At 52.5% G+C, this 23,232-nt stretch carries 23 protein-coding genes; 5 read left to right on the top strand and 18 right to left on the bottom strand.

Annotated features, from left to right (window positions below; translation table 11 throughout):
* Positions 1–127 precede the first annotated feature (127 nt).
* From argT to ACLD3P_RS20420, 6 genes are all read right to left on the bottom strand, one after another.
* Entirely contained in the window at positions 128–910 is a 783-nt protein-coding gene (gene argT / locus ACLD3P_RS20445; RefSeq protein WP_000754423.1) for a lysine/arginine/ornithine ABC transporter substrate-binding protein ArgT, read from the bottom strand.
* Between the two features lie 288 nt (positions 911–1,198).
* Positions 1,199–1,768 carry a UbiX family flavin prenyltransferase gene (locus tag ACLD3P_RS20440; protein WP_000825680.1) on the bottom strand — a complete coding sequence of 190 codons (570 nt, stop codon included), beginning with the start codon at positions 1,766–1,768 and terminating at the stop codon, positions 1,199–1,201.
* 26 nt (positions 1,769–1,794) lie between these two features.
* Positions 1,795–3,201 (bottom strand): amino acid permease, encoded by a 1,407-nt coding sequence (locus ACLD3P_RS20435; protein ID WP_000380356.1) that lies wholly within the window; start codon positions 3,199–3,201, stop codon positions 1,795–1,797.
* A gap of 63 nt (positions 3,202–3,264) precedes the next feature.
* Positions 3,265–4,368 (bottom strand): alanine/ornithine racemase family PLP-dependent enzyme, encoded by a 1,104-nt coding sequence (locus ACLD3P_RS20430; RefSeq protein ID WP_000281907.1) that lies wholly within the window; start codon positions 4,366–4,368, stop codon positions 3,265–3,267.
* Between the two features lies 1 nt (position 4,369).
* A complete protein-coding gene (locus ACLD3P_RS20425) occupies positions 4,370–5,791 on the bottom strand; it encodes an APC family permease (protein ID WP_000072512.1) in 1,422 nt (473 codons plus the stop codon).
* Positions 5,792–5,881: 90 nt separating this feature from the next.
* Positions 5,882–7,279, bottom strand: a complete 1,398-nt coding sequence (locus ACLD3P_RS20420; RefSeq protein WP_000132306.1) for a diaminopimelate decarboxylase family protein — start codon at positions 7,277–7,279, stop codon at positions 5,882–5,884.
* A gap of 210 nt (positions 7,280–7,489) precedes the next feature.
* Between ACLD3P_RS20420 and ACLD3P_RS20415 the strand changes: the two genes are divergently transcribed.
* The gene (locus ACLD3P_RS20415) at positions 7,490–8,917 is read left to right on the top strand and encodes a sigma-54 interaction domain-containing protein (protein ID WP_000168925.1); all 1,428 of its coding nucleotides are present in this window, start codon (positions 7,490–7,492) and stop codon (positions 8,915–8,917) included.
* Between the two features lie 35 nt (positions 8,918–8,952).
* Here ACLD3P_RS20415 and purF read toward each other — a convergent pair whose 3' ends face one another.
* The 9 genes from purF to pdxB all read right to left on the bottom strand — a co-directional run bounded on the left by purF (position 8,953) and on the right by pdxB (position 18,108).
* Complete coding sequence (purF, locus tag ACLD3P_RS20410; protein WP_000334205.1) at positions 8,953–10,470, bottom strand: amidophosphoribosyltransferase; 1,518 nt, start codon at positions 10,468–10,470, stop codon at positions 8,953–8,955.
* Between the two features lie 37 nt (positions 10,471–10,507).
* Positions 10,508–10,996, bottom strand: a complete 489-nt coding sequence (gene cvpA / locus ACLD3P_RS20405) for a colicin V production protein (protein ID WP_000262102.1) — start codon at positions 10,994–10,996, stop codon at positions 10,508–10,510.
* Between the two features lie 310 nt (positions 10,997–11,306).
* The gene (gene dedD / locus ACLD3P_RS20400; RefSeq protein ID WP_000157037.1) at positions 11,307–11,981 is read right to left on the bottom strand and encodes a cell division protein DedD; all 675 of its coding nucleotides are present in this window, start codon (positions 11,979–11,981) and stop codon (positions 11,307–11,309) included.
* Complete coding sequence (gene folC, locus ACLD3P_RS20395) at positions 11,971–13,239, bottom strand: bifunctional tetrahydrofolate synthase/dihydrofolate synthase (protein ID WP_000792275.1); 1,269 nt, start codon at positions 13,237–13,239, stop codon at positions 11,971–11,973. Before folC ends, dedD begins: the two co-directional genes overlap by 11 nt.
* Before the next feature lie 67 nt (positions 13,240–13,306).
* Entirely contained in the window at positions 13,307–14,221 is a 915-nt protein-coding gene (gene accD, locus ACLD3P_RS20390; RefSeq protein WP_000118383.1) for an acetyl-CoA carboxylase, carboxyltransferase subunit beta, read from the bottom strand.
* A gap of 149 nt (positions 14,222–14,370) precedes the next feature.
* Positions 14,371–15,030, bottom strand: a complete 660-nt coding sequence (locus tag ACLD3P_RS20385) for a DedA family protein (RefSeq protein ID WP_000364317.1) — start codon at positions 15,028–15,030, stop codon at positions 14,371–14,373.
* Between the two features lie 48 nt (positions 15,031–15,078).
* Positions 15,079–15,891, bottom strand: a complete 813-nt coding sequence (truA, locus tag ACLD3P_RS20380) for a tRNA pseudouridine(38-40) synthase TruA (RefSeq protein WP_024798143.1) — start codon at positions 15,889–15,891, stop codon at positions 15,079–15,081.
* Positions 15,891–16,904 carry an aspartate-semialdehyde dehydrogenase family protein gene (locus ACLD3P_RS20375; protein WP_411006592.1) on the bottom strand — a complete coding sequence of 338 codons (1,014 nt, stop codon included), beginning with the start codon at positions 16,902–16,904 and terminating at the stop codon, positions 15,891–15,893. The genes truA and ACLD3P_RS20375 overlap by 1 nt, the downstream gene beginning before the upstream one ends.
* Positions 16,905–16,971: 67 nt before the next feature.
* Complete coding sequence (gene pdxB, locus ACLD3P_RS20370) at positions 16,972–18,108, bottom strand: 4-phosphoerythronate dehydrogenase PdxB (RefSeq protein WP_061424435.1); 1,137 nt, start codon at positions 18,106–18,108, stop codon at positions 16,972–16,974.
* Positions 18,109–18,211: 103 nt separating this feature from the next.
* Between pdxB and flk the strand changes: the two genes are divergently transcribed.
* Positions 18,212–19,213, top strand: a complete 1,002-nt coding sequence (gene flk, locus ACLD3P_RS20365) for a flagella biosynthesis regulator Flk (protein WP_000553395.1) — start codon at positions 18,212–18,214, stop codon at positions 19,211–19,213.
* Here the strand turns inward: flk and ACLD3P_RS20360 are convergent.
* The gene (locus ACLD3P_RS20360; RefSeq protein WP_023219861.1) at positions 19,210–20,388 is read right to left on the bottom strand and encodes an MFS transporter; all 1,179 of its coding nucleotides are present in this window, start codon (positions 20,386–20,388) and stop codon (positions 19,210–19,212) included. The two genes, flk and ACLD3P_RS20360, sit on opposite strands and share 4 nt — an antisense overlap.
* A 179-nt stretch (positions 20,389–20,567) precedes the next feature.
* The gene (locus ACLD3P_RS20355; protein WP_001051266.1) at positions 20,568–20,942 is read right to left on the bottom strand and encodes a hypothetical protein; all 375 of its coding nucleotides are present in this window, start codon (positions 20,940–20,942) and stop codon (positions 20,568–20,570) included.
* A gap of 172 nt (positions 20,943–21,114) precedes the next feature.
* On the opposite strand from ACLD3P_RS20355, the gene ACLD3P_RS20350 reads away from it, so the two are divergent.
* The 3 genes from ACLD3P_RS20350 to ACLD3P_RS20340 all read left to right on the top strand — a co-directional run bounded on the left by ACLD3P_RS20350 (position 21,115) and on the right by ACLD3P_RS20340 (position 22,418).
* Complete coding sequence (locus ACLD3P_RS20350; protein ID WP_000433429.1) at positions 21,115–21,363, top strand: transcriptional regulator; 249 nt, start codon at positions 21,115–21,117, stop codon at positions 21,361–21,363.
* Between the two features lie 168 nt (positions 21,364–21,531).
* A complete protein-coding gene (locus ACLD3P_RS20345) occupies positions 21,532–21,900 on the top strand; it encodes an NlpC/P60 family protein (RefSeq protein WP_000118256.1) in 369 nt (122 codons plus the stop codon).
* Positions 21,900–22,418: a YbjP/YqhG family protein gene (locus ACLD3P_RS20340; RefSeq protein WP_023218363.1), complete on the top strand. Its 519-nt coding sequence runs from the start codon at positions 21,900–21,902 to the stop codon at positions 22,416–22,418. The genes ACLD3P_RS20345 and ACLD3P_RS20340 overlap by 1 nt, the downstream gene beginning before the upstream one ends.
* Before the next feature lie 66 nt (positions 22,419–22,484).
* Here the strand turns inward: ACLD3P_RS20340 and ACLD3P_RS20335 are convergent, their stop codons facing one another.
* The gene (locus tag ACLD3P_RS20335; protein ID WP_131046829.1) at positions 22,485–23,141 is read right to left on the bottom strand and encodes a CPBP family intramembrane glutamic endopeptidase; all 657 of its coding nucleotides are present in this window, start codon (positions 23,139–23,141) and stop codon (positions 22,485–22,487) included.
* Positions 23,142–23,232: the final 91 nt, after the last annotated feature.

Below are 23,232 nucleotides of genomic sequence, written 5' to 3'. Positions count from 1 at the left end.
AACTGGCTTAAAGCTGAAAGCTTTCCGGAACCCCCAGCCTAGCTGGGGGTTTTCCATAGACAAAAAGGTGCAAAACATCTATTTTGCACCGTGATAGTTCCCCAGCGCGGCGCGTTATCCCCTTCCCTCAATCGCCGTAAACATTAAAATCGAAGTACTTTTTGGCCATTTTGTCGTAAGTTCCGTCCTGGCGCAGTTCGGTCAGCGCTTTATCAAACGCGGCTTTTAGCTCGGTATCGTCTTTACGCAGCCCAACCCCCGTCCCGTCGCCAAAATATTTTTTATCCTTCACGGAAGGACCGGCAAACGCATACTCTTTGCCCGCTGGCTGCTTCAGGAAACCTTCGCTGGCGGCGACTTCATCCTGTAATGCGGCATCCAGACGACCGGCAGTTAAATCGGAATAGATAAGATCCTGGTTGGCATAAGCCACCACATCCACACCTTTTGTGCGCCAGTTATCATTGGCGTAAGCCTCTTGCGTGGACCCTTGCAGCACGCCGACATGCTTGCCTTTCAGCGATTCCAGCGTCGGCTGAATGGGAGACCCTTTTGCCGCAATCAGGCGTGAATCCGCAGCGTAAAGTTTGTCGGAAAACGCAATTTCTTGCTGGCGTTTATCGGTGATAGAGAGCGATGAAATAATGGCATCAATTTTTTTCGCTTTTAGTGAGGGAATAAGCGCATCAAAGTCGCTGGCGACCCAGGTACATTTCACCTGCATACGCTTACACATTTCATTACCGAGATCGATATCAAAGCCAATAAACTCGCCTTTGGCATCTTTTGATGAGAAAGGCGCGTAGGTGGTATCTGTTCCAATACGAACCGTTTGCGGGAGCGCGGCGTAACTGGCCGCCGTCGCACCCAAACCTATCAGCAAAGACAAAGCGAGAACGGTCTTCTTCATACATACCCCTCAAGTGGCGTCATTTTCTTATGTTTTACGTGGTGTTGTGTGTTTGCAGACTTTTTCATGCAGGTCTTATGCCATTTTCACGTCAGCAAAACGATTCGACGTTAAATTTGTTAATAAAACGTTGCAATATTGTCCTGATGTTGAAGATAGCAGGTATGACGGTTGAACCGCAGCGTTTCGGCGGCTTTTAACGAATTAAATGTTGAGGATATGATCGCGGTTACAAAATTGCCCTGAAACAGGGCAACAGGGACAATAATGCACGCTAAACAGACAACGCTATGCGCCCTGCCAGCGAACAAAAAGATCGTGCGGAAGGGGGATATCAAACTGATCCAAAACTCGGTTAACCGTTTGATTTATAATATCATCTAACGTCTGAGGAAGATGATAAAAAGCCGGAACCGGCGGCATAATCACCGCGCCTATCTCAGCGGCCTGGGTCATTAAACGCAAATGCCCGATATGCAGCGGCGTTTCGCGCACACACAGCACCAGAGGTCGCCGCTCTTTTAATATCACATCCGCCGCGCGGGTAAGCAGTCCGTCAGTATAACTGTGGACAATCCCCGACAGCGTTTTAATCGAACAGGGCAAGATAACCATTCCCGCCGTCGGGTAAGAGCCCGAGGAAATGCTGGCGGCAATGTCGCGCGCATCGTGCGTCACATCGGCCAGCGCCTGCACCTCGCGCAGCGAAAAATGGGTCTCCAGCGCCAGCGTTTGCCGGGCCGCCTGGCTCATCACCAGATGCGTTTCCACGCTATCGACATCGCGCAAAATTTGTAATAAGCGCACGCCATAAATCGCTCCGCTGGCGCCGCTAATTCCTACAATGAGTCGTTTCATGTTCTCTTACCGTTTACGAGCGCCGTTTATCCCACTGTGTTACGTAATCGGCTCAAAGTGGGTCTGAAGAGATACCATGACAAAAGAATCCCTATCATAAAAGCCAGCTCAACCAACATTATCACTACCCCTTGCTCACTAAACCAGGTGCCGACCATAATGGCAAAATTGGTGATAATGACAAATCGGGCCGTCCAGGGGAAAAGCGGCGATCGATAGCGTAGCAAATCGCTGGCGTACGTTCCATTACGCACCGATTGTCGGAAACGATACTGGCACCATCCGATGGTTATCCATGCCAGGCAACCCACCTGCCCGGTACTGGCGATCAGATATAAATAAAATTGCTGTGCGGGAATATAGCGGGTCAGCAACGACACCAACGCCAACAAGGCCGTGATTAAAATAGCATACACCGGCACGCCGCCGCCGTTCGTTTTACCAAAGCAGGCTGGCGCAAAGCGATCGCCCGCCATAGACCACAGCATACGCGAACTGGCGTAAATAGCCGAGTTAGCGGCAGAAACCGCGGCGGAAAAGATCACCAGCGTCATCAGCGTATCCGCCCCCGGAATGCCTGCGTGGGAGAATACCCATACAAAGGGGCTTTGTCCATTTGGCGTCAGTTCATGCGGATAGACCAGCGCCAGCACCGCAATCGCCAGGCCGTAAAACAAAATGATTCTGAGACCGATCCCCAGGATCACTTTCGGTAAAATAATGTGCGGCGATTCGGTCTCCCCTGCCGCATTTCCTACCAGTTCCACCCCCTGGAAGGAGTAAATCACGATCGTCATACAGACCACAATTTGCTCCCAACCGTGGGGAAACCACATTCCGTCTGTTTTTAACGTCGGGTGCCAGTCGCTATGGCCCATTAGCGAGTAGATCATGACCCCGCCCGCGCAGATAAACAGCACGATCGCGAAGACCTTAATGGCCGAAAGCCAGTATTCGCATTCGCCAAAACTTTTTGCGGAGGTGAGATTGATAGCCGTCAGGATGAGCAGAATCGCCAGGCAGAACATATATACCGGAACCGCGGGGAAAAACTGGTGGGCAATAAACCCTGCGGCAGTGAGGTCGGCCGCCAGGGAAAAGACCCAGCTAAACCAGTAAAGCCAGCCAATGGTATAGCTCCAGCAAGGTGACGGCATAAACATCAGCGCGTAATGTTGAAATGAACCGGAGTGAGGAAAGGCGCATGATAATTCGCCAAGACACATCATCGTCGCCAGCATAATGGTTCCGGCAAACAGATAGGCCAGTAAGGTTCCCGCCGGCCCGACGCTGCTTAACGGTTCGGCAATGCCGATAAATAAGCCGGTGCCAATCGTGCCGCCCAGCGACATCATCAGCAGGTGCCGCTTCTTCAGGTTACGCCGCAGACCGCCTTCAGGCTCTGCTGGCGGAGATTGTTGCAGGGTATCCATCGTTACTCCCTGTCTTTCGTGAGGTCAAAGATGCCGCCGCGACATAGCCGCGGCGGTTATGCGTTAACGCGTAAACCTCCAGGCGACGCCTTTGGTCTGGCAGGCCATTAACAGGCCCGTATAATCCAGCTCAAAGCGAACCACATCGCCTACTTTTAGCGACTGACGACAATCTTCAATATCCACCAGCGTATGATCGCTGGTTTGCCCTAAGATAGTGATAGCGTCGTCGCATGGCACACAGTTATCCGACGGCACATCCTGACGACCAAACGCCAGCAATGCGCGTCGGCGTATGCCACGATCGACAAAGGTTTTACTTTGCAAAAAGGCATCGACGCCCAGCTCCCCGACCGGGACAGTCGGTTTACTGTTCAGTTCGATGATTTCCGCTTCCAGGATATACATATCGGAACAGGCTTTATCGACCGGTTTTGCGGAGTGGTGAAATTCATTCAGGTATTTCATGTCCACATATTCAATGCCGAATTCATGCAGTCCGCCGATGCGCAGATGATTCAGCCCCTGCGGCCAGATACCTTTATCCAGCAGGTGATAGCTGGTGCAGTTTCCCGCAGAAAGCCGCCGGACAGGAATACCGCTGTCGGCTTCCAGCCGGGCGGCCAGCGCCAGAAAATCCTCGCCATTTTTTACCGTTGGCAACACGGTGCCGTAACAATTAAAGTTGGTGCCCAGTCCATATAATTCCAGACCGGGCAGACCAGTAATCAGAGTCACGGTCTCAAGAATGCGTTGATATTCACCAAACCAGATACCCTCGCGTAAATCGCCCATATCCACCATCAGTAATACCTGATGCGTTTTCCCCTGGCGTTGGGCTTCTTGCGATAATGCCCGTAATACCACCGGCTCGCTATTTAAACTAATATCCGCGTAGCGCACCACATCTTCGATTTCACTCAGACACGGGCTGCGTAACAGGCAGGTCGTACATCCTGTCTCGCGTATTTTTTTCAAATTATAGGTTCGTGATTCAGCAATAACGGTAATTCCGCCGTTGAACACCGCCTGCGCAGTTTCCACGCAGCCGTCAAAAACTTTATTGACAGCCATCACGTCAATACCGCTACTTGCCAGCAGAGCTTTTTCCGTGCGGGCGTTTTCTTCCAGCTTGCGTAGATTTATTTCCAGAACTGGCATATACATTTTATTTTCCTCCCGCCATGCTTAAACGGGCATTACGTTTCTGCGCCCGATGGTAAATGTACTCCGCGACGACAACCGCCAGCACGGCTCCGCCAATAATTTTCCCGGCGTACTGGAAATATCCGCCCATATCAATTTGAGAAGGCGGAATAAATAACAGCGCAACGGCAAAGGCGATAGAAAGAAAACCCAGCGCGGGTAAAATAGCCGGTAAAACCTTGCCCGGAATTTTAAAACTTCTTGGCGTATCCGGCTGAGTCTTACGTAAACGCCAGAACGCCGGGAACATCACCAGATAAGGAATAAAATAGGTGATGGTCGTTAGCGCCGTTAACATCCAGTAAGCCGCCGCAACGCTTGGCGAAATAAAAGTCGAAAAACACAGGACCGTGACGATAATCGCCTGTACAGTCAAGGCAAAGGCTGGCGTTTTCCACACCGGATGTAATTTGCCGATTCGGTCCCCCAGCAGATTATCTTCACGCGAGGCTTCCTGTAGCATATAAATCGGCCCCACCAGCCAGGAGTTAATTTGCCCGAGAGCGCCAAAAAACATACAGATGGCCATAACAGGAATTAACCACGGCATATGCAGCGTGTCCGCAGCAGCATGCATAGCCTGCATGACGCCTGCCACGATGTCGGTTTTCCCGGCGGGTAAAAGCGTGTTTAGCGCCCAGGTGCCGACCATATAGATCCCAACGATAACGGCGGCGGAGACGGCCATCGCTCGCGGAAAATCACGCTGTGGATTACGGGTACGCCCGGCAATCATCGGGGCGACCTCCAGTCCGGCAAACGCAAACATCATGCTGGATAAGAAAACGATCGTATCCCAGTGTCCGAGATCCGGAATCCAGTTTTTCGCTGTAGTGTAGTCCGTCTGCATCTGGTGTCCGGTACATAGCCATACCACCGCCAGTAAAATGAGGATGGCGGAGGGAATAAATACGCCGCACCAGGCGCTGATGCTATTAATAATTTTTGTCCATTCCATCCCACGGATATTCATCAGCGTTAATAGCCAGAAAATTACCGCGGAACCAATACCGATAAATGCTTTATTTTCCGCCAGGCCGCCGCCGATCATATAGCCCAACGCGGTAAAGCCGAATTGCAGCATTAATGGGAAAAACAGTACGCAGGAAAAGAGAAAACAAACCACGACAATCCATGCAATACGTTTACCAAATGCCTCTTTAATCCAGACAAATATCCCGCCATCTTTCGGCCAGCCGGTTGACAGCTCGCCGCATACCATCGCTAAAGGAAAAAACAAGCAGAATGCGGCTATCACCCATAACAACATGGCCGATGCCCCGTAAGGCGCCACGTTAGGGATTTGCCGCAAACTCAGAATAGCGATGACATTCATAAAGACAATGTCTTTGATGCCAAGTAAGCCAGAATTCGTGTTACTCATGGCCATCTCCTGTTATGCATTCAGGCATCACTGCCCTCTTCTTATCATCTGACGACGGGCTTCAGCATAAAACTGAAGCCCAAAACAGTATTAATAAATGTCGTACTTGACCATATCTTCGTAACTGTCTTCCCGACGAATCAGACGCGTCTCACCATTTTTATCGATCATCACCACGCCCGTGCGCGGACGGTTGTTATAAACGGTTTGACTTTCAATGGTGTATGCCCCGGCATCAAGAAACGCGACAATATCGCCAACATGAGTCTCCTTCGGCAGTAAAAACTCTTCACCTTTCACTCCCATGTGGAAATAATCTCCGCCATCACACAGCGGCCCGGCTAATTTTATCCAGGCGTCGTGCGCTGCCGTCATGCGAGAGGCGTTATAGACATAAAAGAACCAGTCAAAATGCTGGCTGTCAGAGAGTACGCTGTAACCAGCGTCGACAAATTTCCATTCAACGTGGCATTCCACATTGCCGTTAAGATCGTAATTTGTTTTACGTTTTTCGCAGGAGACTTCCGTCAGTAACACCGCCGCCGACCCGGTCACTTTACGTCCAGGTTCAATACATATTTCCACATCGGTACGCCATTTATGCACTTCGCGAATGACCGCATCGGCAAAATCCTGGGCGGTAATACCGGCATACATATTATCTTTTAACGGGTCGCCATTCTCGTCGTCATATTTATAGGGAACCGGAATTCCGCCGCCCACGTTGATCAAATCAAATTTAATACCGAGCACCTCTTCCAGGCGACGGGATTCATCCACCAGCACTTTAGTCGCTTTTGCGAAAGGCTCTGACTCCGGCACCTGATCACCCACATGCATATGCAAGCCGCGCAAATGCACATAAGGCATCGCCAGAATGCGGCGGCAGGTTTCTTCCGCCTGTTCCAGGTCGAGACCTGACTTCGCATGGAAAGCGGTAACCAGTTCCGCATGCGTCGCCGAGGGAACATTCGGCTCTACACGGACGCAAACATTGGCGACTTTCTTCAGCTTGCGAGAGATGGCATCAATATGTTCCAGCTCATACAGGCTATCAACATTAATAAGATACAGATCGTTAGCGATGGCATATTCCAGATCGGCAGGCTTTTTCACCACGCCGTTGAAGACGATCTGATCGCCGCGAAAGCCTATCTCCAGACACTTGCGAACCTCATATTGTGAGTTTGCCTCCGCGCAAATTCCGGCGTCACGAATGGCTTTCAACACCCCCATGACCGAGCAGGTTTTTGACGCAAAGAAGGTTTTGGTATTTTTATGCGCCGCAAATGCCTGCTGGATTTCATGAATGTTACGAATAATCTCCGGCTCAGAAAACACATAGAACGGCGTGGGGTACTGGCGCGCCAGAGCGTCCAGATCGACCCCTTCAAAACACAAATGACCGTCTTTGTGCTGGAAACGGCGATCGCCGTTGATTACCTGCTCACGTAGCTGGTTGTAATTCTGCATAATCGAGTCAGTCATAACGCCCTCTGCTTAATGTTTATGGTAAAAATCCTCATTCTTTACAGGGATAAAGCAAAAGGCATGCCACTATTTTTTATCAAAATAATCAATTATTTATAAAAATAAGCTGTTTCTCATTTTCGTCATTGAGTTTGCTATTCATCACAACGACGAAAATTCGTCACTTTTATAATGGCAACATGAACAATAGATATGAGGAATGCATGTATGGCATCCACCAATCAGGAACTGGCCTCGGCGCTCAGGATGTTTTCCCGCTTTTTCGATTTGATTCATCAGCCGTTGGCCGTCATTAATGAGCGTGGTGAATACGTTTACTACAATCAGGAAAGCGCGGATCTGGACGGCTACAGTATTGAACGGGCAATGGGAAAACATATGCTGGATGTCTATCCGGGCATGAAAGAGACCCAAAGTACGATGCTTTCATCGTTAAAAAAAGGCGTGGAATACATTGGCCATTATCAAATTTATTACAATGCGCGAGGCCAGGCCGTTGACTATCAGCACACCACCGCGCCGCTCTATGCAAGCGATGGCGGCATGGTCGGCGTTATCGAAATCGGCAGGAATATGTCCGGCGTCAGGCGGCTCCAGGAGCAGGTGGTAGAACTGAACCAACTGCTGTATGCCGATCACCATGAGAAGCACCATGCCATTATTACCGAAAACCCGGAAATGCTCAGTAATATCGCCAAAGCCAAACGGCTGGCCGCCAGTAATATTCCGGTGACGATTGTCGGGGAGACGGGTACGGGTAAGGAGCTATTTTCCCGCCTGATCCATCAATGCAGCAAGCGGGCGAATAAACCATTTATCGCCCTGAACTGCGGCGCTCTACCGCCTACGCTTATCGAAAGTACGCTTTTCGGCACCGTGCGCGGCGCCTATACCGGCGCGGAAAATAGCCAGGGCTATCTGGAGCTGGCAAACGGGGGAACGCTCTTTCTTGATGAGCTGAACGCCATGCCGATAGAGATGCAAAGTAAGCTGCTGCGATTCTTGCAGGATAAAACCTTCTGGCGGCTCGGCGGACAACAGCAACTCCACTCTGATGTCAGGATCGTTGCCGCCATGAACGAAGCGCCCGTCAAATTAATTCAACAAGAACGCCTGCGGGCAGATCTTTTTTATCGGTTGAGCGTCGGAATGTTGACGTTACCGCCGCTGCGCGCCCGCCCGGAAGATATTCCCTTACTGGCGAATTATTTTATTGATAAATACCGTAATGACGTGCCGCAGGATATTCACGGATTAAGCGAGACGGCGCGTGCTGATCTGCTCAATCACGCCTGGCCGGGTAATGTCAGGATGCTGGAAAACGCGATTGTACGCAGCATGATCATGCAGGAAAAAGACGGACTGCTCAAACACATCATTTTTGAACAGGACGAGTTAAATTTAGGCGTACCGGAAACCGCGCCGGAAAATCCCCTTCCCTCGTCACCCGATCCGCAGTATGAAGGGTCGCTGGAGGTACGGGTTGCCAACTACGAAAGGCATTTAATAGAAACCGCGCTGGATACGCATCAGGGGAATATTGCCGCCGCGGCCCGCAGCCTTAACGTATCGCGCACCACGTTACAGTACAAAGTACAAAAATACGCTATTCGCTTCGGCGTGGTGCGTAATTGACATCGGCCAGCGGCATCGCGCCGCTGGCAAAGCCATTAGCCTTCGTTATGCATTTCCAGGTTTTCCATTTCGTTCTGGAACAGCACCGCTTTGGCGTCGTCATTACGTAATGAATCCAGGAAGTCGAGGTATTGCTGGTCTACGTCTTTGGTGACATATACCCCGTTAAATACCGAACATTCAAACTGCTGGATATCCGGGTTTTCCGCGCGCACGGCTTCGATCAGATCGTTCAGATCCTGGAAGATAAGCCCGTCTGCGCCGATGATCTGACGAATTTCATCCACCTCGCGACCATGCGCGATCAGCTCATTGGCGGTCGGCATATCAATGCCATAGACGTTGGGGAAACGAATTTCCGGCGCGGCGGACGCCAGATAAACCTTCTTCGCGCCGGCTTCCCTGGCCATCTCGATGATCTGCTCTGATGTGGTGCCACGCACGATGGAATCATCCACCAGCAGGACGTTCTTATCGCGGAATTCCGCGCGATTAGCATTGAGCTTACGGCGCACGGATTTACGGCGTAGCTGTTGGCCCGGCATGATAAAGGTACGTCCCACGTAACGATTTTTGACAAATCCCTGGCGGTACGGCTTGCCGAGAATACGGGCAATTTCCAGTGCGATATCGCAGGAGGTTTCCGGGATAGGGATCACGACGTCGATGTCCAGATCTTCCCATTCACGAGCGATTTTTTCGCCAAGTTTGGTGCCCATATTCACACGAGCGCTGTAGACGGAGATCTTGTCGATAAAGGAGTCCGGGCGAGCAAAGTAAACGTACTCGAACAGACAGGGGTTACTGACCGGGTTATCCGCGCACTGGCGCGTGAACAGTTGCCCCTTTTCGGTAATATAGATAGCTTCGCCCGGCGCGACATCGCGCAGAAACTCAAAGCCCAGCGTATCCAGCGCCACGCTTTCAGAAGCGACCATATACTCCGTACGTCCATCGCCAACGTCACGCTTGCCCAGTACTAACGGGCGAATGCCGTGCGGATCGCGAAAAGCCACCATGCCGTGGCCGATAATCATCGCCACGCAGGCATAGGCGCCGCGGATTTGACGGTTAGTCGCGGCAATCGCGGCAAAAATATTGTCGGCTTCCAGCGGATAGTGACGGAAGTTGTCGAGCTCGCTGGCGAAAATATTGAGCAGGATTTCGGAATCGGAGGTGGTGTTGATATGACGGCGCTTTTCTTCAAACAGCTTTTTACGTAGCTCGTGCGCGTTAGTCAGGTTGCCATTATGGGCCAACGTGATGCCATACGGCGAGTTAACGTAAAAAGGTTGCGCTTCGGAAGCGCTGGAGCTGCCTGCGGTAGGGTAGCGCACATGGCCGATCCCCATGTTGCCCTGCAAACGCTGCATGTGGCGAGCTTCAAAAATATCGTTCACCAGCCCGTTTGCCTTACGCAAGCGGAAGCAGTTATTAGCATCAATGGTGATGATACCGGCAGCATCCTGACCACGATGCTGGAGCACTGTTAACGCGTCATAAATCGACTGGTTGACCGGCATAACACCGGCGATACCGACAATACCGCACATACGTCATTTTCCTCGTTAAGCCACATCTCAGAACCTGTTACGTCCTGGGCAAGAAACTCGACGAGCTTTGCAGATAGTCAAAGAACCATCTGATGATGAAGCTGAACTGCGGGATGAGCTGCGATTTGCTCCAGTCTTCGCTTTTCGACAAGCCGGTAAAGGTATCAAGGAAGAACAGAATGGCGGCGACAATCAGCGCGCCTCGCAGTGCGCCGAAACAGATCCCCAACACCCGGTCAGTTCCCGACAGGCCGGTCTTTTCTACTAGCTGACCTATCACAAAATTCACGATAGCGCCGACGATAAGCGTCGCGATAAACAGTACCGCGATAGCAATCCCATTACGAACCAGTTCGTCTTCAAAGCCCGTAAACCAGACAGACAGGTAAGTGTAGTAGTGACTGGCGACAAAGAAAGCACAACCCCACGTCACCAGCGATAACGCTTCACGAACAAAGCCGCGGATCAGGCTAACCAGACAGGAAAAAGCAATCACCGCGATAATGGCGTAATCAATCCAGACCATAGATGTCCCACGATTTTACGCCCTGTCGTCCTGTTCGGGGCGCATTCTAACAGAAAAAGAAAACGTTTGCGTAGGGATTTCCTTCCCACGCGTAAATAAAAATGGCGCTGAAAAAATATTCAACGCCATCACACTTTTTATCTCTTCGGGCACGACCAGAAGAGCTGCCATCGGCCTGATAAGCGCAGGATACCAGGTTCATTCCTTCTGCCGGATGGCGGCATAAACGCCTTATCCAGCCTACAGAACTTCGGCTATTACCAGGTGAGCACCGTAGGCCTTAACGCTGCGCGCTCAGGCAAAACGCGCCTTAGTTCGGGCTATATCCCATCACCACGCCGCTTAACCCGGAAATCTGCTTGAGCTCGCCAAGCGATCCTTTCATCTTATCTTTCGACGCATCCGGCCCGACGAGAATACGGGTTATTTTACCCTGTACCGGCGTTGAGGGGGAAGTATAAACCCGGAACCCGGCGGAACGAAGCTTGCCGACTATCTCGTTGACTTTATCCGCATTTTTCAGCGCGCCCAACTGTACGACATAGGCTTTGCCGGTCGGCGCAGGTTTATCGTCGGCGACTGGTTGCGGCGCTGGCGTCGGCGTGGAAGCGGCGACAACCGGCTGTTGCGGTTTAGGCTGCGGCTTCGGCTTTTCAACCGGCTTCGGTTTAGGCGTCTCCACCGGTATCGGATCAAGCTCAACATTGTTAGACGCCATGCGCGACGGGTCCAGCGATGGCGCTGCCGCATCTCCCGCCCGCACCTCTTCAGCCGCCCCTTCCGGCGGCTGTGTCGGCAGCGCCTGCGTTGCGGCAGGCATCATATCCGGCTCATCGCGGTCGCCAGGCTTCGGTACCAGTGGAATCGCAGCAAATTCATCCTGATAATGCTTTTTCTGTCCGTCCAGCAGACCGGGAAGCACAATAACCCCCAGCGCGACTAACACAATCGTGCCGACTAAACGATTCTGAAACTTACTCGCCACCGATTCTCCCCGCGTCTATCACTTCCATAACATGTGCGACGGTGTGGAACGATCCGCACACCAGCACGGTATCTTCTGGCTGCGCCGCGTCGATAGCGGCCTGCCATGCCTGCGCGACGCTATCATAGACATTCCCTTTCCCCAGATGTTCCAGAAGTTGTTCCGCCGTCGCGCCTCGCGGCCCCTCTAACGGAGCACAATACCAGTCGTCAACCACGCTTTTCAACCAGGCTAACGTGCCGGCGATATCTTTATCATGCAGCATACCAATCACCGCAAGCACGCGCCCGCGTTTCGGCAACATTTTCAGACGACCCGTCAGGTATTCCGCCGCGTGGGGATTATGGGCGACATCAAAGATAACGCGCGGCGACTCACTCACGATTTGAAAACGTCCCGGCAAGGTAGCCTGCGCAATACCGTCGCGAATCGCCTGCTCGTCAATGTTCAACCTGCTGGCGCGCAGCGCGGCCAGAGCGGTGGCGGCATTCGGCTGGGGAACCTGCGGCAAAGGCAGTCCGGCAAGCGTACCGTCGCCATCGGTAAACGCCCAGTGGGTCGCTGTCACCTCATAACGCCAGTCAACGCCGCGACGCCGCAACAGCGCGCCGGTCTCCTGCGCGACATCCGCGATGGTTGCCGGCATTTCCGGTTCGCCGACAATAGCGGGTTTTTCCGCGCGAAAAATCCCGGCCTTCTCGCGGCCGATACTTTCGCGATCCGGCCCCAGCCAGTCAGTATGGTCAAGCGCGATGCTGGTAATTACCGCTACATCGGCATCCACAATGTTCGTGGCGTCCAGGCGCCCGCCCAACCCGACCTCCAGAATCACCACGTCAAGGTTAGCCTGTTTAAACAGCCACAATGCCGACAACGTACCATATTCAAAATAGGTCAATGAAATATCGCCGCGCGCCGCTTCTATTTCCGCAAAGGACGCGGTATGCGCGGATTCCGCTAATTCTTTCCCCTGCACGCGCACGCGCTCGGTGTAACGTACCAGATGAGGCGAACTATAGACGCCCACACGGTATCCCGCCGCGATTAACACCGACTCCAGCGTTCGACAGGTCGTACCTTTACCGTTGGTTCCCGCAACGGTAAAAACGAACGGCGCAGGCTTGAGGATGTCCAGACGAGCTGCCACCTGGCTTACGCGCTCAAGGCCTAAATCGATACTCTTGCTGTGCAGGTTTTCCAGATAAGAAAGCCACGAGGCCAGGGGCGACGCAGCTTGAGGTATGGATTTGTTTTTCATTGATTCCGCTGCTTCTTTACGGTGAAAAGCAAAAGGGCAGAGCCTGCGGCCCTGCCCTTTTCAGTTATCAGGCCTCAGACTCCTGATCCGGCGCCGGAGGCACCACCACGCCTTCACGCGGGGCGTCCGGGTTCGGCGCGGGCAGATTCATCAGCTTCGCCAGAATGCTCGCCAGCTTCAGGCGCATTTCCGGGCGGCGGACGATCATATCAATAGCGCCTTTTTCGATCAGGAACTCACTGCGCTGGAATCCCGGCGGCAGTTTTTCGCGAACGGTTTGTTCGATAACGCGCGGGCCGGCGAAGCCAATCAGGGCTTTTGGCTCGGCGATGTTGAGATCGCCCAGCATCGCAAAACTGGCGGAAACGCCGCCCATTGTCGGATCGGTCAATACCGAGATGTAGGGCAGACCACGTTCCTGCATTTTAGCCAGCGCCGCCGAGGTTTTCGCCATCTGCATCAGCGACATCAGCGCTTCTTGCATACGCGCGCCGCCGGAAGCAGAGAAACACACTAACGGACAGTTGTCTTCCAGCGCCTGTTCAACGGCACGAACGAAGCGTGCGCCAACGACAGACCCCATTGAGCCGCCCATGAACGCGAATTCAAACGCGGCGGCGACAACCGGCATACCGTGAAGCGTCCCTTTCATGACCACCAGCGCGTCTTTCTCGCCGGTTTCTTTCTGCGCGGACGCCAGTCTGTCTTTATATTTTTTGGAGTCGCGGAACTTGAGCACGTCTTTTGGCTCCAGCTCGCTACCCAACTCCACAAGGGAACCTTCATCTAACAGGCTATGCAGGCGATTGCGCGCCGACATGCGCATATGATGGTCACACTTAGGACAGACCTCAAGATTACGTTCCAGCTCAGCGCGGTATAAAACCTGACCGCAGCTATCACACTTGGTCCACACCCCTTCAGGAATGCTTGCCTTGCGGGTGGGAGTAATGTTGCTTTTAATTCGTTCAATCCAGCTCATTGGTGACCTTTCTGCCTGAACCTTAGTCAGCTTTATTATAAGGGGCGCATAATGCCATTTTTGCCCCCAACAGACCATGAATGTTGCACATTAAAACATAACAGCCCGAAACTTTGGATAAAAAAGTGGTCGAACCGCTGAGTTACTTTCTATTTTGCGGCACGCGACGCAGCGCGCTTATGCCGAATAATCTCGATGACGCCAGGTAATATCGAAACCACGATAATCCCCACAATCAGCAGCTTAAGGTTATCCTGAATCAACGGTATCGTACCGAAGAAATAACCGGCGTAGGTAAAGAGCAGCACCCACAGCAGCGCGCCGATGACGTTATAGGCGGCAAAATGCCGATAGGACATGTGCCCCATCCCTGCCACAAACGGCGCAAAGGTTCTGACGATCGGCACGAAGCGAGCGAGAATGATAGTTTTACCGCCGTGTTTTTCATAAAACTGGTGGGTTTTATCCAGATAACTGCGGCGGAAAATTTTCGAATTCGGATTACTGAACAGTTTTTCGCCGAACAGTCGACCAATCGTGTAATTTACCGCATCGCCGACAATTGCGGCGATCAGCATTAACGCCACCATGACATGCACATTGAGATCGTTGGTTTCCAGCGAAGCCAGCGCCCCGGCGACAAACAGCAGCGAGTCGCCCGGCAGGAACGGCGTGACGACCAGGCCGGTTTCACAAAACAGAATCAAAAACAAAATAGCGTACACCCAGACGCCGTACTCCGCGACCAGCTCCGCCAGATGCACATCGATGTGCAGAATAAAATCAATAATAAAGTAGATCAGGTCCATATTTGTCTTTGCCTTTCTACCCGACACGTTTCGGGTGTACGATTCGGATTAGTCCGCCAGAAATAGCGGGCCCATTGGCGGTTTTGGAAGGTCAAACCGGTCAGGGTAATCCACCGCAACCAAATATAGCCCCTCCGCCTTCGCCGTTGCCGCCGCCAGCGTTCTGTCCCTGGCCGCTAACAGCTCTGCGATCCAGCTCTCCGGCTGGTTGTGAGCGCCTACTTCCAGCAGGCTGCCGACAATATTCCTGACCATATGATGAACAAAGGCATTCGCTTTGATATCGACCACCACATAAGGGCCGTGGCGGGTAACGTTGATGTGCATCACATTACGCCACGGCGTGCGCGACTGGCACTGCACCGCGCGAAACGAGGTAAAATCATTTTCGCCAAGCAGACTCTGCGCCGCGCGATGCATCCGCTCTGCATCCAGCGGCTCATAGTAATGCGTCACGCCTTTTGCTAATACCGCAGGACGCAGTCGATGATTGTAGATGATATAGCGATAACGGCGAGCCGTAGCGCTAAATCGCGCGTGAAAATCATCCGGTACAGTTTTCACCCAGCGCACGGCAATGTCACCAGGCAAATTCGCATTTACCCCCAGCGTCCATGCCGCATCTTTGCGCAATGCGGTCGTTTCGAAATGGACAACCTGCCCGGTGCCGTGAACGCCGGCATCGGTGCGCCCGGCGCAGAACACGTTAATAGGTTCATTTGCCACCTGCGAGAGCGCTTTTTCCAGCTTTTCCTGCACGCTGCGCACTTCATTCTGACGCTGCCAGCCATAATACTTGCTGCCGTCGTACTCAATACCCAGCGCAATTTTATAGACCGGCGATAATTGCTGTCCGGACATCAGTACAGATACTCCTGCACCAGCTTCTCCGCAATTTTAACGGCCATCAGCGCGCCGCCGAAACGCACGTTGTCCGCCACTGACCAGAACTGAATTTGTTCCGGCATACCGTAATCATTATGCACACAGCCAATAGAGAGCTGTGGATTGCCGGAAGCGTCGCCCACCTGCGTCGGGTAATCCGTCTCTTCTGACAGTACGATATCTTCACCGCGGGAAAACGCCTCGCGCGCCTCTTCCGCCGCCAGCGGACGGAGCGCTTCAAAGCTCACCATCTGCGCATGGCCATAGAACACCGGCGACTGCACGACACTGGCGGAGATCATCACGCCATCGTCCTGCAAAATTTTACGCACTTCATCGACGATACGACGTTCCTGGCGCACGCTGCCTTCACGATCCGGCAGCAGCGGCAGCATATTGAACGCCAACTGGCGGCCAAAGAAATCATCTTCATCAATCGGTATGCCGTTAAGCAGCTTCGCACTCTGTCCGGCCAGCGCATCGACCGCTTTTTTCCCCTGTGCGGACGCTGATAACATACTGGTGACGGCGATGCGCGACAGTCCCCCCTGATCGATTAACGGCTTGAGCGCCGCGAGCAGTTGACTGGTCAGACTATCGGCGACCGCAATCACGTTACGGTTACGGTAATCCGCCAGTACATACGGGTTAACTTCCGGCACGACCAGCGGCACATCAGGCTCCAGCGCGAACAGACCGCTGGAATCTATCACCAGGCAGCCTGCATTGGTCGCGTCGTCTATCCAGGCAGCCGATGCCTCTGCGCCGGCAACGAAAAACGCCAACTGCGCCTGCGTCCAGTAAAAGTCCGCCGCATCCTGGACAATGACCGACTTGCCACCAAAACGGAGGTGCTCGCCCGCGCTTTCATGACGCGCCAACGCATAAATTTCACCGACCGGGAACTGGCGTTCAGCCAGTGTTTCAAGCAGGGCTTCGCCTACGGCGCCCGTTGCGCCCAGAATGGCAATGTTCCAGCCTTCAGACATGGTGATTTACTCCAGAAATACATAAGCGTCCCTGTCGCATTATTCGACAGGGAGCATTAAGAAGACATTAATGTGCCGGGTGATGAACAGCGTTAAAACCTAGCTTACACAGCAAGGCGGCTGCCGTTTCGTCGTCACACATCACGTATAAAGACGACCATTCACGGCGCTCAAGATAATTTTTACGCAATTTATCAAATTCACCCGGAATTCCAGCGACTTTACGCAGTGGCGCATCGTCGCGGCGCACATCATACACCAAATGCGCCAGTCTTTTCAGCGTCGGTTGATCCAGCGGGCCATGAAGCGTAATACGACCAAACTCAGGCGCAGGCAGTAATGACTCCAGCGCGACATGCTGCTCGCGGCCAATAAACGCGCTATACGCCTCAAAGACCTGGGTGGTGCCGCGCGCTTTGCCTTCCAGCGTATAGCCGGCAATATGCGACGTGCCGATATCCACGGCTTCCAGTAGCGCGACGTTAAGATCCGGTTCGCCCTCCCACACATCAAGCACCACGCTCAGCGGCTGCCCGGCATTAAGTCGCGCCAGCAACGCGGCGTTATCCACCACCGGACCGCGGCAGGCGTTAATGAGAATGGCGCCGGGTTTCAGTCGACGGATCAGCGTCTCATCGGCCAGATGCAGCGTTTTGTACGGTCCGTCTTTATAGAGCGGCGTATGGAAAGTCAGGACATCCGCTTCCTGCACCAGCTCATCCAGCGTACGAAAATCACCCTCGTCCCCGCGTGCGGCGCGTGGCGGATCGCACAGCAACGTGCGGATACCCAACGCTTCAAGCCTGGTCTGTAGCCGGCTTCCGACGTTACCCACGCCGACAATCCCTATAGTGCGATCGCGTAACGAAAAGCCGTCACGTTCGGCCAGCATCAACAGCGCGGAAAACACATACTCCACCACGGCGATAGCATTACAGCCGGGCGCGGCTGAAAAACCGATGCCCGCCTGCTTCAGCCATGCCTCATCCACATGATCTGTGCCTGCCGTAGCAGTACCAACGAAGTTAATCGGCGTGCCGCTCAGCAGCGATTCATTCACTTTCGTGACCGAACGCACCATTAACGCATCGGCATGGTTCAATTCTTCAACGGGGATCGGGCGACCCGGCACTGCCTTTACCTCACCCAGGCGGCTAAATAATTCGCGGGCGTAAGGCATATTTTCATCAACGAGAATTTTCACGACTGTCGTACCTGTTTGAGAACGAGAGTTAACCGGACAAGTGTGCCATAATCTGGCCGCCAGGCATATATTGCTCAGATTTATGGTTAAAGGATAATTAATTATGCATCCCATCTCCGGCGCCCCTGCACAGCCTCCAGGCGAAGGGCGTAATCCTCTTTCCGCTGCGAGCGAGCAGCCGCTTTCCATGCAACAGCGTACGGTACTGGAAAGGCTGATCACGCGCCTGATTTCACTGACCCAGCAGCAAAGCGCGGAAGTATGGGCCGGAATGAAACACGATCTGGGGATAAAAAATGACGCGCCGCTACTGTCGCGCCACTTCCCCGCCGCTGAACAGAATCTTACCCAGCGTCTGGGCGTAGCGCAGCAAAATCACGCCAATCGTCAGGTGCTTTCACAGCTAACAGAGCTGCTTGGCGTCGGGAATAATCGTCAGGCCGTCAGCGATTTTATCCGTCAGCAATACGGTCAAACCGCGCTTAGCCAGCTTACGCCCGATCAACTCAAAAACGTGCTGACGCTCCTGCAACAGGGACAGCTTTCCATTCCGCAGCCGCAGCAACGTCCGGCAACGGATCGGCCATTATTGCCTGCTGAACATAATACGTTGAATCAGTTGGTGACGAAGCTGGCGGCCGCGACCGGCGAGTCAAACAAACTTATCTGGCAATCAATGCTGGAACTCTCCGGCGTGAAAAGCGGCGAGCTCATTCCGGCAAAGCAGTTTACTCATCTGGCGACATGGCTACAGGCGCGGCAGACGCTGTCACTACAACACGCGCCTACGCTACATACGCTGCAAGCTGCGTTAAAACAACCGCTGGAACCGGACGAACTCACAGCGATCAAAGAGTATGCCCAACACACTTATCAAATTCAGCCGCAAACGGTGTTGACCACCGCCCAGGTGCAGGACTTACTTAACCATATTTTCCTGCGTCGCGTAGAGCGGGAGGCGGATGAGCTTGAACCGCTCTCTATTCAACCCATCTACCGCCCGTTCGCGCCGATGATTGAAACCGTAAAAAATCTGTCTGCGCGGCCAGGCCTGTTGTTTATCGCGCTAATAATTGTACTGGCGCTTTTCTGGCTGGTTTCTTAACCACGCCGGAACGATAATATCGTCACCAGGATGCCAACCACCGCGGAGATCGCTCCCGCGAGGAATACGGAAGGATAGCCGCATGACGTGGCCAGCACGCCCGCCAGCGGGCCGGTAACGCCGTAGGAGATATCCTGAAACGCGGCGTAACCGCCGAGCGCCGTACCGCGTACCTGAGAAGGTACGCGTTTCACAACCTCCACGCCCAGCGCCGGGAAAATCAATGAACACCCTGCCCCGGTGAGCGCCGCGCCTACCAGCGCTATCCAGGCCGTCGGCGCCAGCCACAAGAGCAGCAGTCCTGCCGTCTCAACCAGCAATGAGACAACGGCGACCTTCACGCCGCCAAAGCGGTCCGGCATCCAACCGAACAATATGCGCATCAGTACAAACGCACCGCCAAACGCGGTCAGGGTGAATCCCGCCATCGTCCAGCCATTGCTGACAAAATAAAGTGAAATAAACGTACCGATGACGGCAAAACCCACGCCCTGCAATGCCAGACCCAGGCCCGGTTTCCAGATAAGCCCGACCACGCTCCACAGTGAAGGTCGCTCCCCCTCATGCGCAGGTACTTTACGCACGGTGCCGTTGAATGCCCAGGCCAGCAGAGGTAAAACCATCGTCGTCCCCGCCAGCGCCGCGAAGCCAAAGTGGCTATGGATCAGCAAGCCCAACGGCGCACCGGCCGCCAGCGCGCCGTAAATCGCCATCCCGTTCCACGACATCACCTTACCGGAACGCGTTGGGCCAACCAGCCCCAATCCCCAGGTCAGGGTTCCGGTCAGCAGCTGGCTTTCGCCAAATCCGAGGATCAAACGCCCGACAATAAGCAGCGCGAATTTTACCGGCGCGGAAACCGGCAACAGCGCGGCCAGGAGCCAGGCGGCGCCCGCCAGCCCGCAGGCAAACATCCCCTGTAACGCCGATCGTTTAGCACCATATTGATCCGCCAGCCGTCCGGCATAGCCGCGCGTCAGTACCGTCGCAAAAAACTGAATGCCCACGGCGATCCCAACCATCGTATTGCTATAGCCCAGTTCGTGATGGACAAAAAGCGGGATGACGGGTAACGGCAGGCCGACCGTCATATAGGTCAGGAAAACCGCAAAGGCGATGCGGAACAGCGAAAAATTCGCAGACGGGGTCGTTGTTTTTTGGCTAACTGCTGTCATGCATTACTCCAGAATGCAGAGTAAGGCGGGGAAAGGCCACGCCCCCCTCTACCTGAACGTCAGGATTAAGGTGCGTTGGATAACGTTAAACGCTTACGCATTATCGGAAGGATAATGTAGAGAGTGAAGTCTGCCTGTGAGACGCGAAACTTGTCAACCTTGAAATTGCAGCCAGGGTATCAACGTGGCGGCGTGTCATCAAACAGAAAGGGAAAGACCGCTTTCATCCCTCTCACCTTAAACCGTCCGGTCACCTGCTTGCGCTGTTCTGGCGTCAGTAACCTGAACATCATCTCCCAAATATCTTCAGGCTCCGCTTCCTGTAAGGAAATGGGTTCTGGCGTCGGTTCCTCTCCGCTGTCGTCCAGATAACGATGAACATAAAGAGGGAAAACAGATATATGAAACTCCTCGGCCTTTGATTTAACACGCTTACGCCTGACCCCCTCTTTCCCTTCGCTGTACTTATACAAACGTTCGCGAACCGCAGGCTCGCTTCCCGGAAACCCCGGCAAGCCAAGACATTCCTTAACCGTGAACCATTCCTTTGCCATCGGTTTCTTTCCTTTCCTTTGATGAAATAAAAATATTTCTTCTTTTGCGCGAAATTTTGCTTTCTTTCTGGCACTATTCTTAGAGTGAAAAAGAAAGTAACTTTCTTTTTCTCACGCTAATTTTCACTTTAAAAATATCGGTGCCGATAACACATCTTCTTAGGATTACAGAATGGAACCAAAAAGCCAAGACTGGCATCGTGCAGATATTAAAAGTGCACTGGAAAAAAGAGGTATTACGCTCAGAGATCTTTCTCGTCAGGCCGGTTTATCACCTGATTCACTGCGCAATGTCTTTACCCGCTCCTGGCCGAGAGCCGAACGGATTATTGCGGACGCGCTTGGCATCACGCCGCAGGAGATCTGGCCGTCGCGCTATGGCGATATGCAAATAAAAAATGATGCCAATACCGCAGAATAATAATTAATGTTGAATAAATTGGCCCTAACTTATCAACCTCAACAATTAATAAATATTTAAACTTATTCTATTGAAAATAGTAATAGCACTATTTGTCATGCTTCCCGAATCAAATACTGTTAAAGCATTACGTCGTTGCTATTACGTATTTTATTAACAGGAATCATTATGAGTTGGGATAAAAGAATGGCGGTTAATTATGCCAAAACGCATGCAGGTTCTCATTCTCAAGGCCGATGTGCGGAATTTACCCGAAAGGCAATTCAGGCGGGCGGTATCACGCTGGGGCATACATATCATGCAAAAGATTATGGCCCAATGTTAAGAAGCGCCGGATTCACCGCTATTGGTACCTATGAAATGCCGCGCGAGGGTGACGTCATCATTATTCAACCTTACGCTGGCGGAAACCCGAGCGGTCACATGGCGATATATGATGGCACAGAGTGGTATTCAGATTTTAAACAACGCGATATGTGGGCCGGCCCGGGCTACCGGGCAGCCAGGCCCTCATATACCATCTACAGGAAGAATTAATGAAAACGTTCTCCCTTGTCGCGCTTATCCTGTTGCTTTGTAGTTGCTCTGCGCCTCATTACGACAGTACGCAGGCCGTGAAGCAGTTCTATACCTCATGGATGACGACGTTCACGAACGATGTGAATCCCCCTGACGACACCACCGCCTTAATGCAACGTTACGTCGCTAAAGAGGTTATTCATCGCCTGGCGCTAATACAGTCCCTTTATGAACAGGAGATTGTGGGGGCTGATTATTTTATGTATGCGCAGGACTATGCGCCAGAGTGGATTCCACAGTTACGGGTTGGGAAGGCACACCCTTTCCTCGGCGGAGAAAAAGTGGATGTTCTGTTGGCTACAGAGTCAACGCCCATCCACCTGGAAGTTTATACCCGTTGGGAAGAGGGACGCTGGAAAATTTACCGCGTTCGGGATGCTGATAAGGGTTATGAACAGCCGATTTATGACGCAGGCGCCATCACCCAGGCTGAGGCCTGGTCAGCGAAAGTCGCGCCGGAATATAAGAAGCATTAAAAAAGGGAACCGCCATCGGTCTCTTGTTCGTACCGGAGAGGTTAAAGCGCCTCTTGCATCAGGCGCTTATTCCGTCGCTGAAAACAGTAAGCCGAAAATAACCCAGGCATTATTTAAAACATGAAGTATTATCGGTATCATTAACCCACGACTTCTCATTCGAACAACGCATAATATAGATGAGAAAACAAACAGATAAACAAAAGTCACCGCAAAGAGATATTGTGTATGCATAAATGCAAAAACGAGTGAGGTAATAATAATACCGGAAACTCTTGAGTACCGACCCCAACCGATACTGCTGTTCAATAAAAACCCTCTGAATATAATTTCCTCCGCCACAGGAGCCAGAAAGCACATCGCCAGCGTGTTAAGAAATTTATGAAGAAAGAATTGCCTTGATAACTCGGCCATCCAGGGTTCCGGGCCACTAAAAGCATTGTAGAGAACGGTAAGGCACACCAGGGCCAGCGCCGGAAAAAAACATTCCACAAATGATAAGCGGCCCAATGATAAAAACGGATAATACTTTGAATAAATACTCCAGGCGGCAATCGCATAGACAAAAACAATACTATATATAAAAGGCGCAGCCAGACCTGCCAAATAAAGCCAGGCATAGGAAGGCGAAAATGAGGCAAAAACAAAAATGCCAAGCAAACCAAATAAAACAGCCACACAACTCAAACTATGCCTAATTTTATCTAATGTATTAGTTGGCATTTATAGAATATCCATATAATTTGTTGTTCCCTGAATGAAAAAACAGGTCGCATTAGCGACCTGTTTCATTATTGATACTACAACGTAATAG

The sequence above is a fragment of the Salmonella sp. 741265073_HBA genome (genome assembly GCF_046569105.1).
GTDB lineage: Bacteria > Pseudomonadota > Gammaproteobacteria > Enterobacterales > Enterobacteriaceae > Salmonella > Salmonella enterica.
The sequence above is the reverse complement of the archived record's forward strand: the minus strand, read 5'-3'. Positions and strand labels throughout refer to the sequence as shown.

Coding starts and splice junctions, on each gene's coding strand:
- argT (WP_000754423.1), bottom strand. CDS start 910: ATGAAGAAGACCGTTCTCGCTTTGTCTTTGCTGATAGGTTTGGGTGCG.
- ACLD3P_RS20440 (WP_000825680.1), bottom strand. CDS start 1,768: ATGAAACGACTCATTGTAGGAATTAGCGGCGCCAGCGGAGCGATTTAT.
- ACLD3P_RS20435 (WP_000380356.1), bottom strand. CDS start 3,201: ATGGATACCCTGCAACAATCTCCGCCAGCAGAGCCTGAAGGCGGTCTG.
- ACLD3P_RS20430 (WP_000281907.1), bottom strand. CDS start 4,368: ATGTATATGCCAGTTCTGGAAATAAATCTACGCAAGCTGGAAGAAAAC.
- ACLD3P_RS20425 (WP_000072512.1), bottom strand. CDS start 5,791: ATGAGTAACACGAATTCTGGCTTACTTGGCATCAAAGACATTGTCTTT.
- ACLD3P_RS20420 (WP_000132306.1), bottom strand. CDS start 7,279: ATGACTGACTCGATTATGCAGAATTACAACCAGCTACGTGAGCAGGTA.
- ACLD3P_RS20415 (WP_000168925.1), top strand. CDS start 7,490: ATGGCATCCACCAATCAGGAACTGGCCTCGGCGCTCAGGATGTTTTCC.
- purF (WP_000334205.1), bottom strand. CDS start 10,470: ATGTGCGGTATTGTCGGTATCGCCGGTGTTATGCCGGTCAACCAGTCG.
- cvpA (WP_000262102.1), bottom strand. CDS start 10,996: ATGGTCTGGATTGATTACGCCATTATCGCGGTGATTGCTTTTTCCTGT.
- folC (WP_000792275.1), bottom strand. CDS start 13,239: ATGAAAAACAAATCCATACCTCAAGCTGCGTCGCCCCTGGCCTCGTGG.
- accD (WP_000118383.1), bottom strand. CDS start 14,221: ATGAGCTGGATTGAACGAATTAAAAGCAACATTACTCCCACCCGCAAG.
- ACLD3P_RS20385 (WP_000364317.1), bottom strand. CDS start 15,030: ATGGACCTGATCTACTTTATTATTGATTTTATTCTGCACATCGATGTG.
- truA (WP_024798143.1), bottom strand. CDS start 15,891: ATGTCCGGACAGCAATTATCGCCGGTCTATAAAATTGCGCTGGGTATT.
- ACLD3P_RS20375 (WP_411006592.1), bottom strand. CDS start 16,904: ATGTCTGAAGGCTGGAACATTGCCATTCTGGGCGCAACGGGCGCCGTA.
- flk (WP_000553395.1), top strand. CDS start 18,212: ATGCATCCCATCTCCGGCGCCCCTGCACAGCCTCCAGGCGAAGGGCGT.
- ACLD3P_RS20360 (WP_023219861.1), bottom strand. CDS start 20,388: ATGACAGCAGTTAGCCAAAAAACAACGACCCCGTCTGCGAATTTTTCG.
- ACLD3P_RS20355 (WP_001051266.1), bottom strand. CDS start 20,942: ATGGCAAAGGAATGGTTCACGGTTAAGGAATGTCTTGGCTTGCCGGGG.
- ACLD3P_RS20350 (WP_000433429.1), top strand. CDS start 21,115: ATGGAACCAAAAAGCCAAGACTGGCATCGTGCAGATATTAAAAGTGCA.
- ACLD3P_RS20345 (WP_000118256.1), top strand. CDS start 21,532: ATGAGTTGGGATAAAAGAATGGCGGTTAATTATGCCAAAACGCATGCA.
- ACLD3P_RS20340 (WP_023218363.1), top strand. CDS start 21,900: ATGAAAACGTTCTCCCTTGTCGCGCTTATCCTGTTGCTTTGTAGTTGC.
- ACLD3P_RS20335 (WP_131046829.1), bottom strand. CDS start 23,141: ATGCCAACTAATACATTAGATAAAATTAGGCATAGTTTGAGTTGTGTG.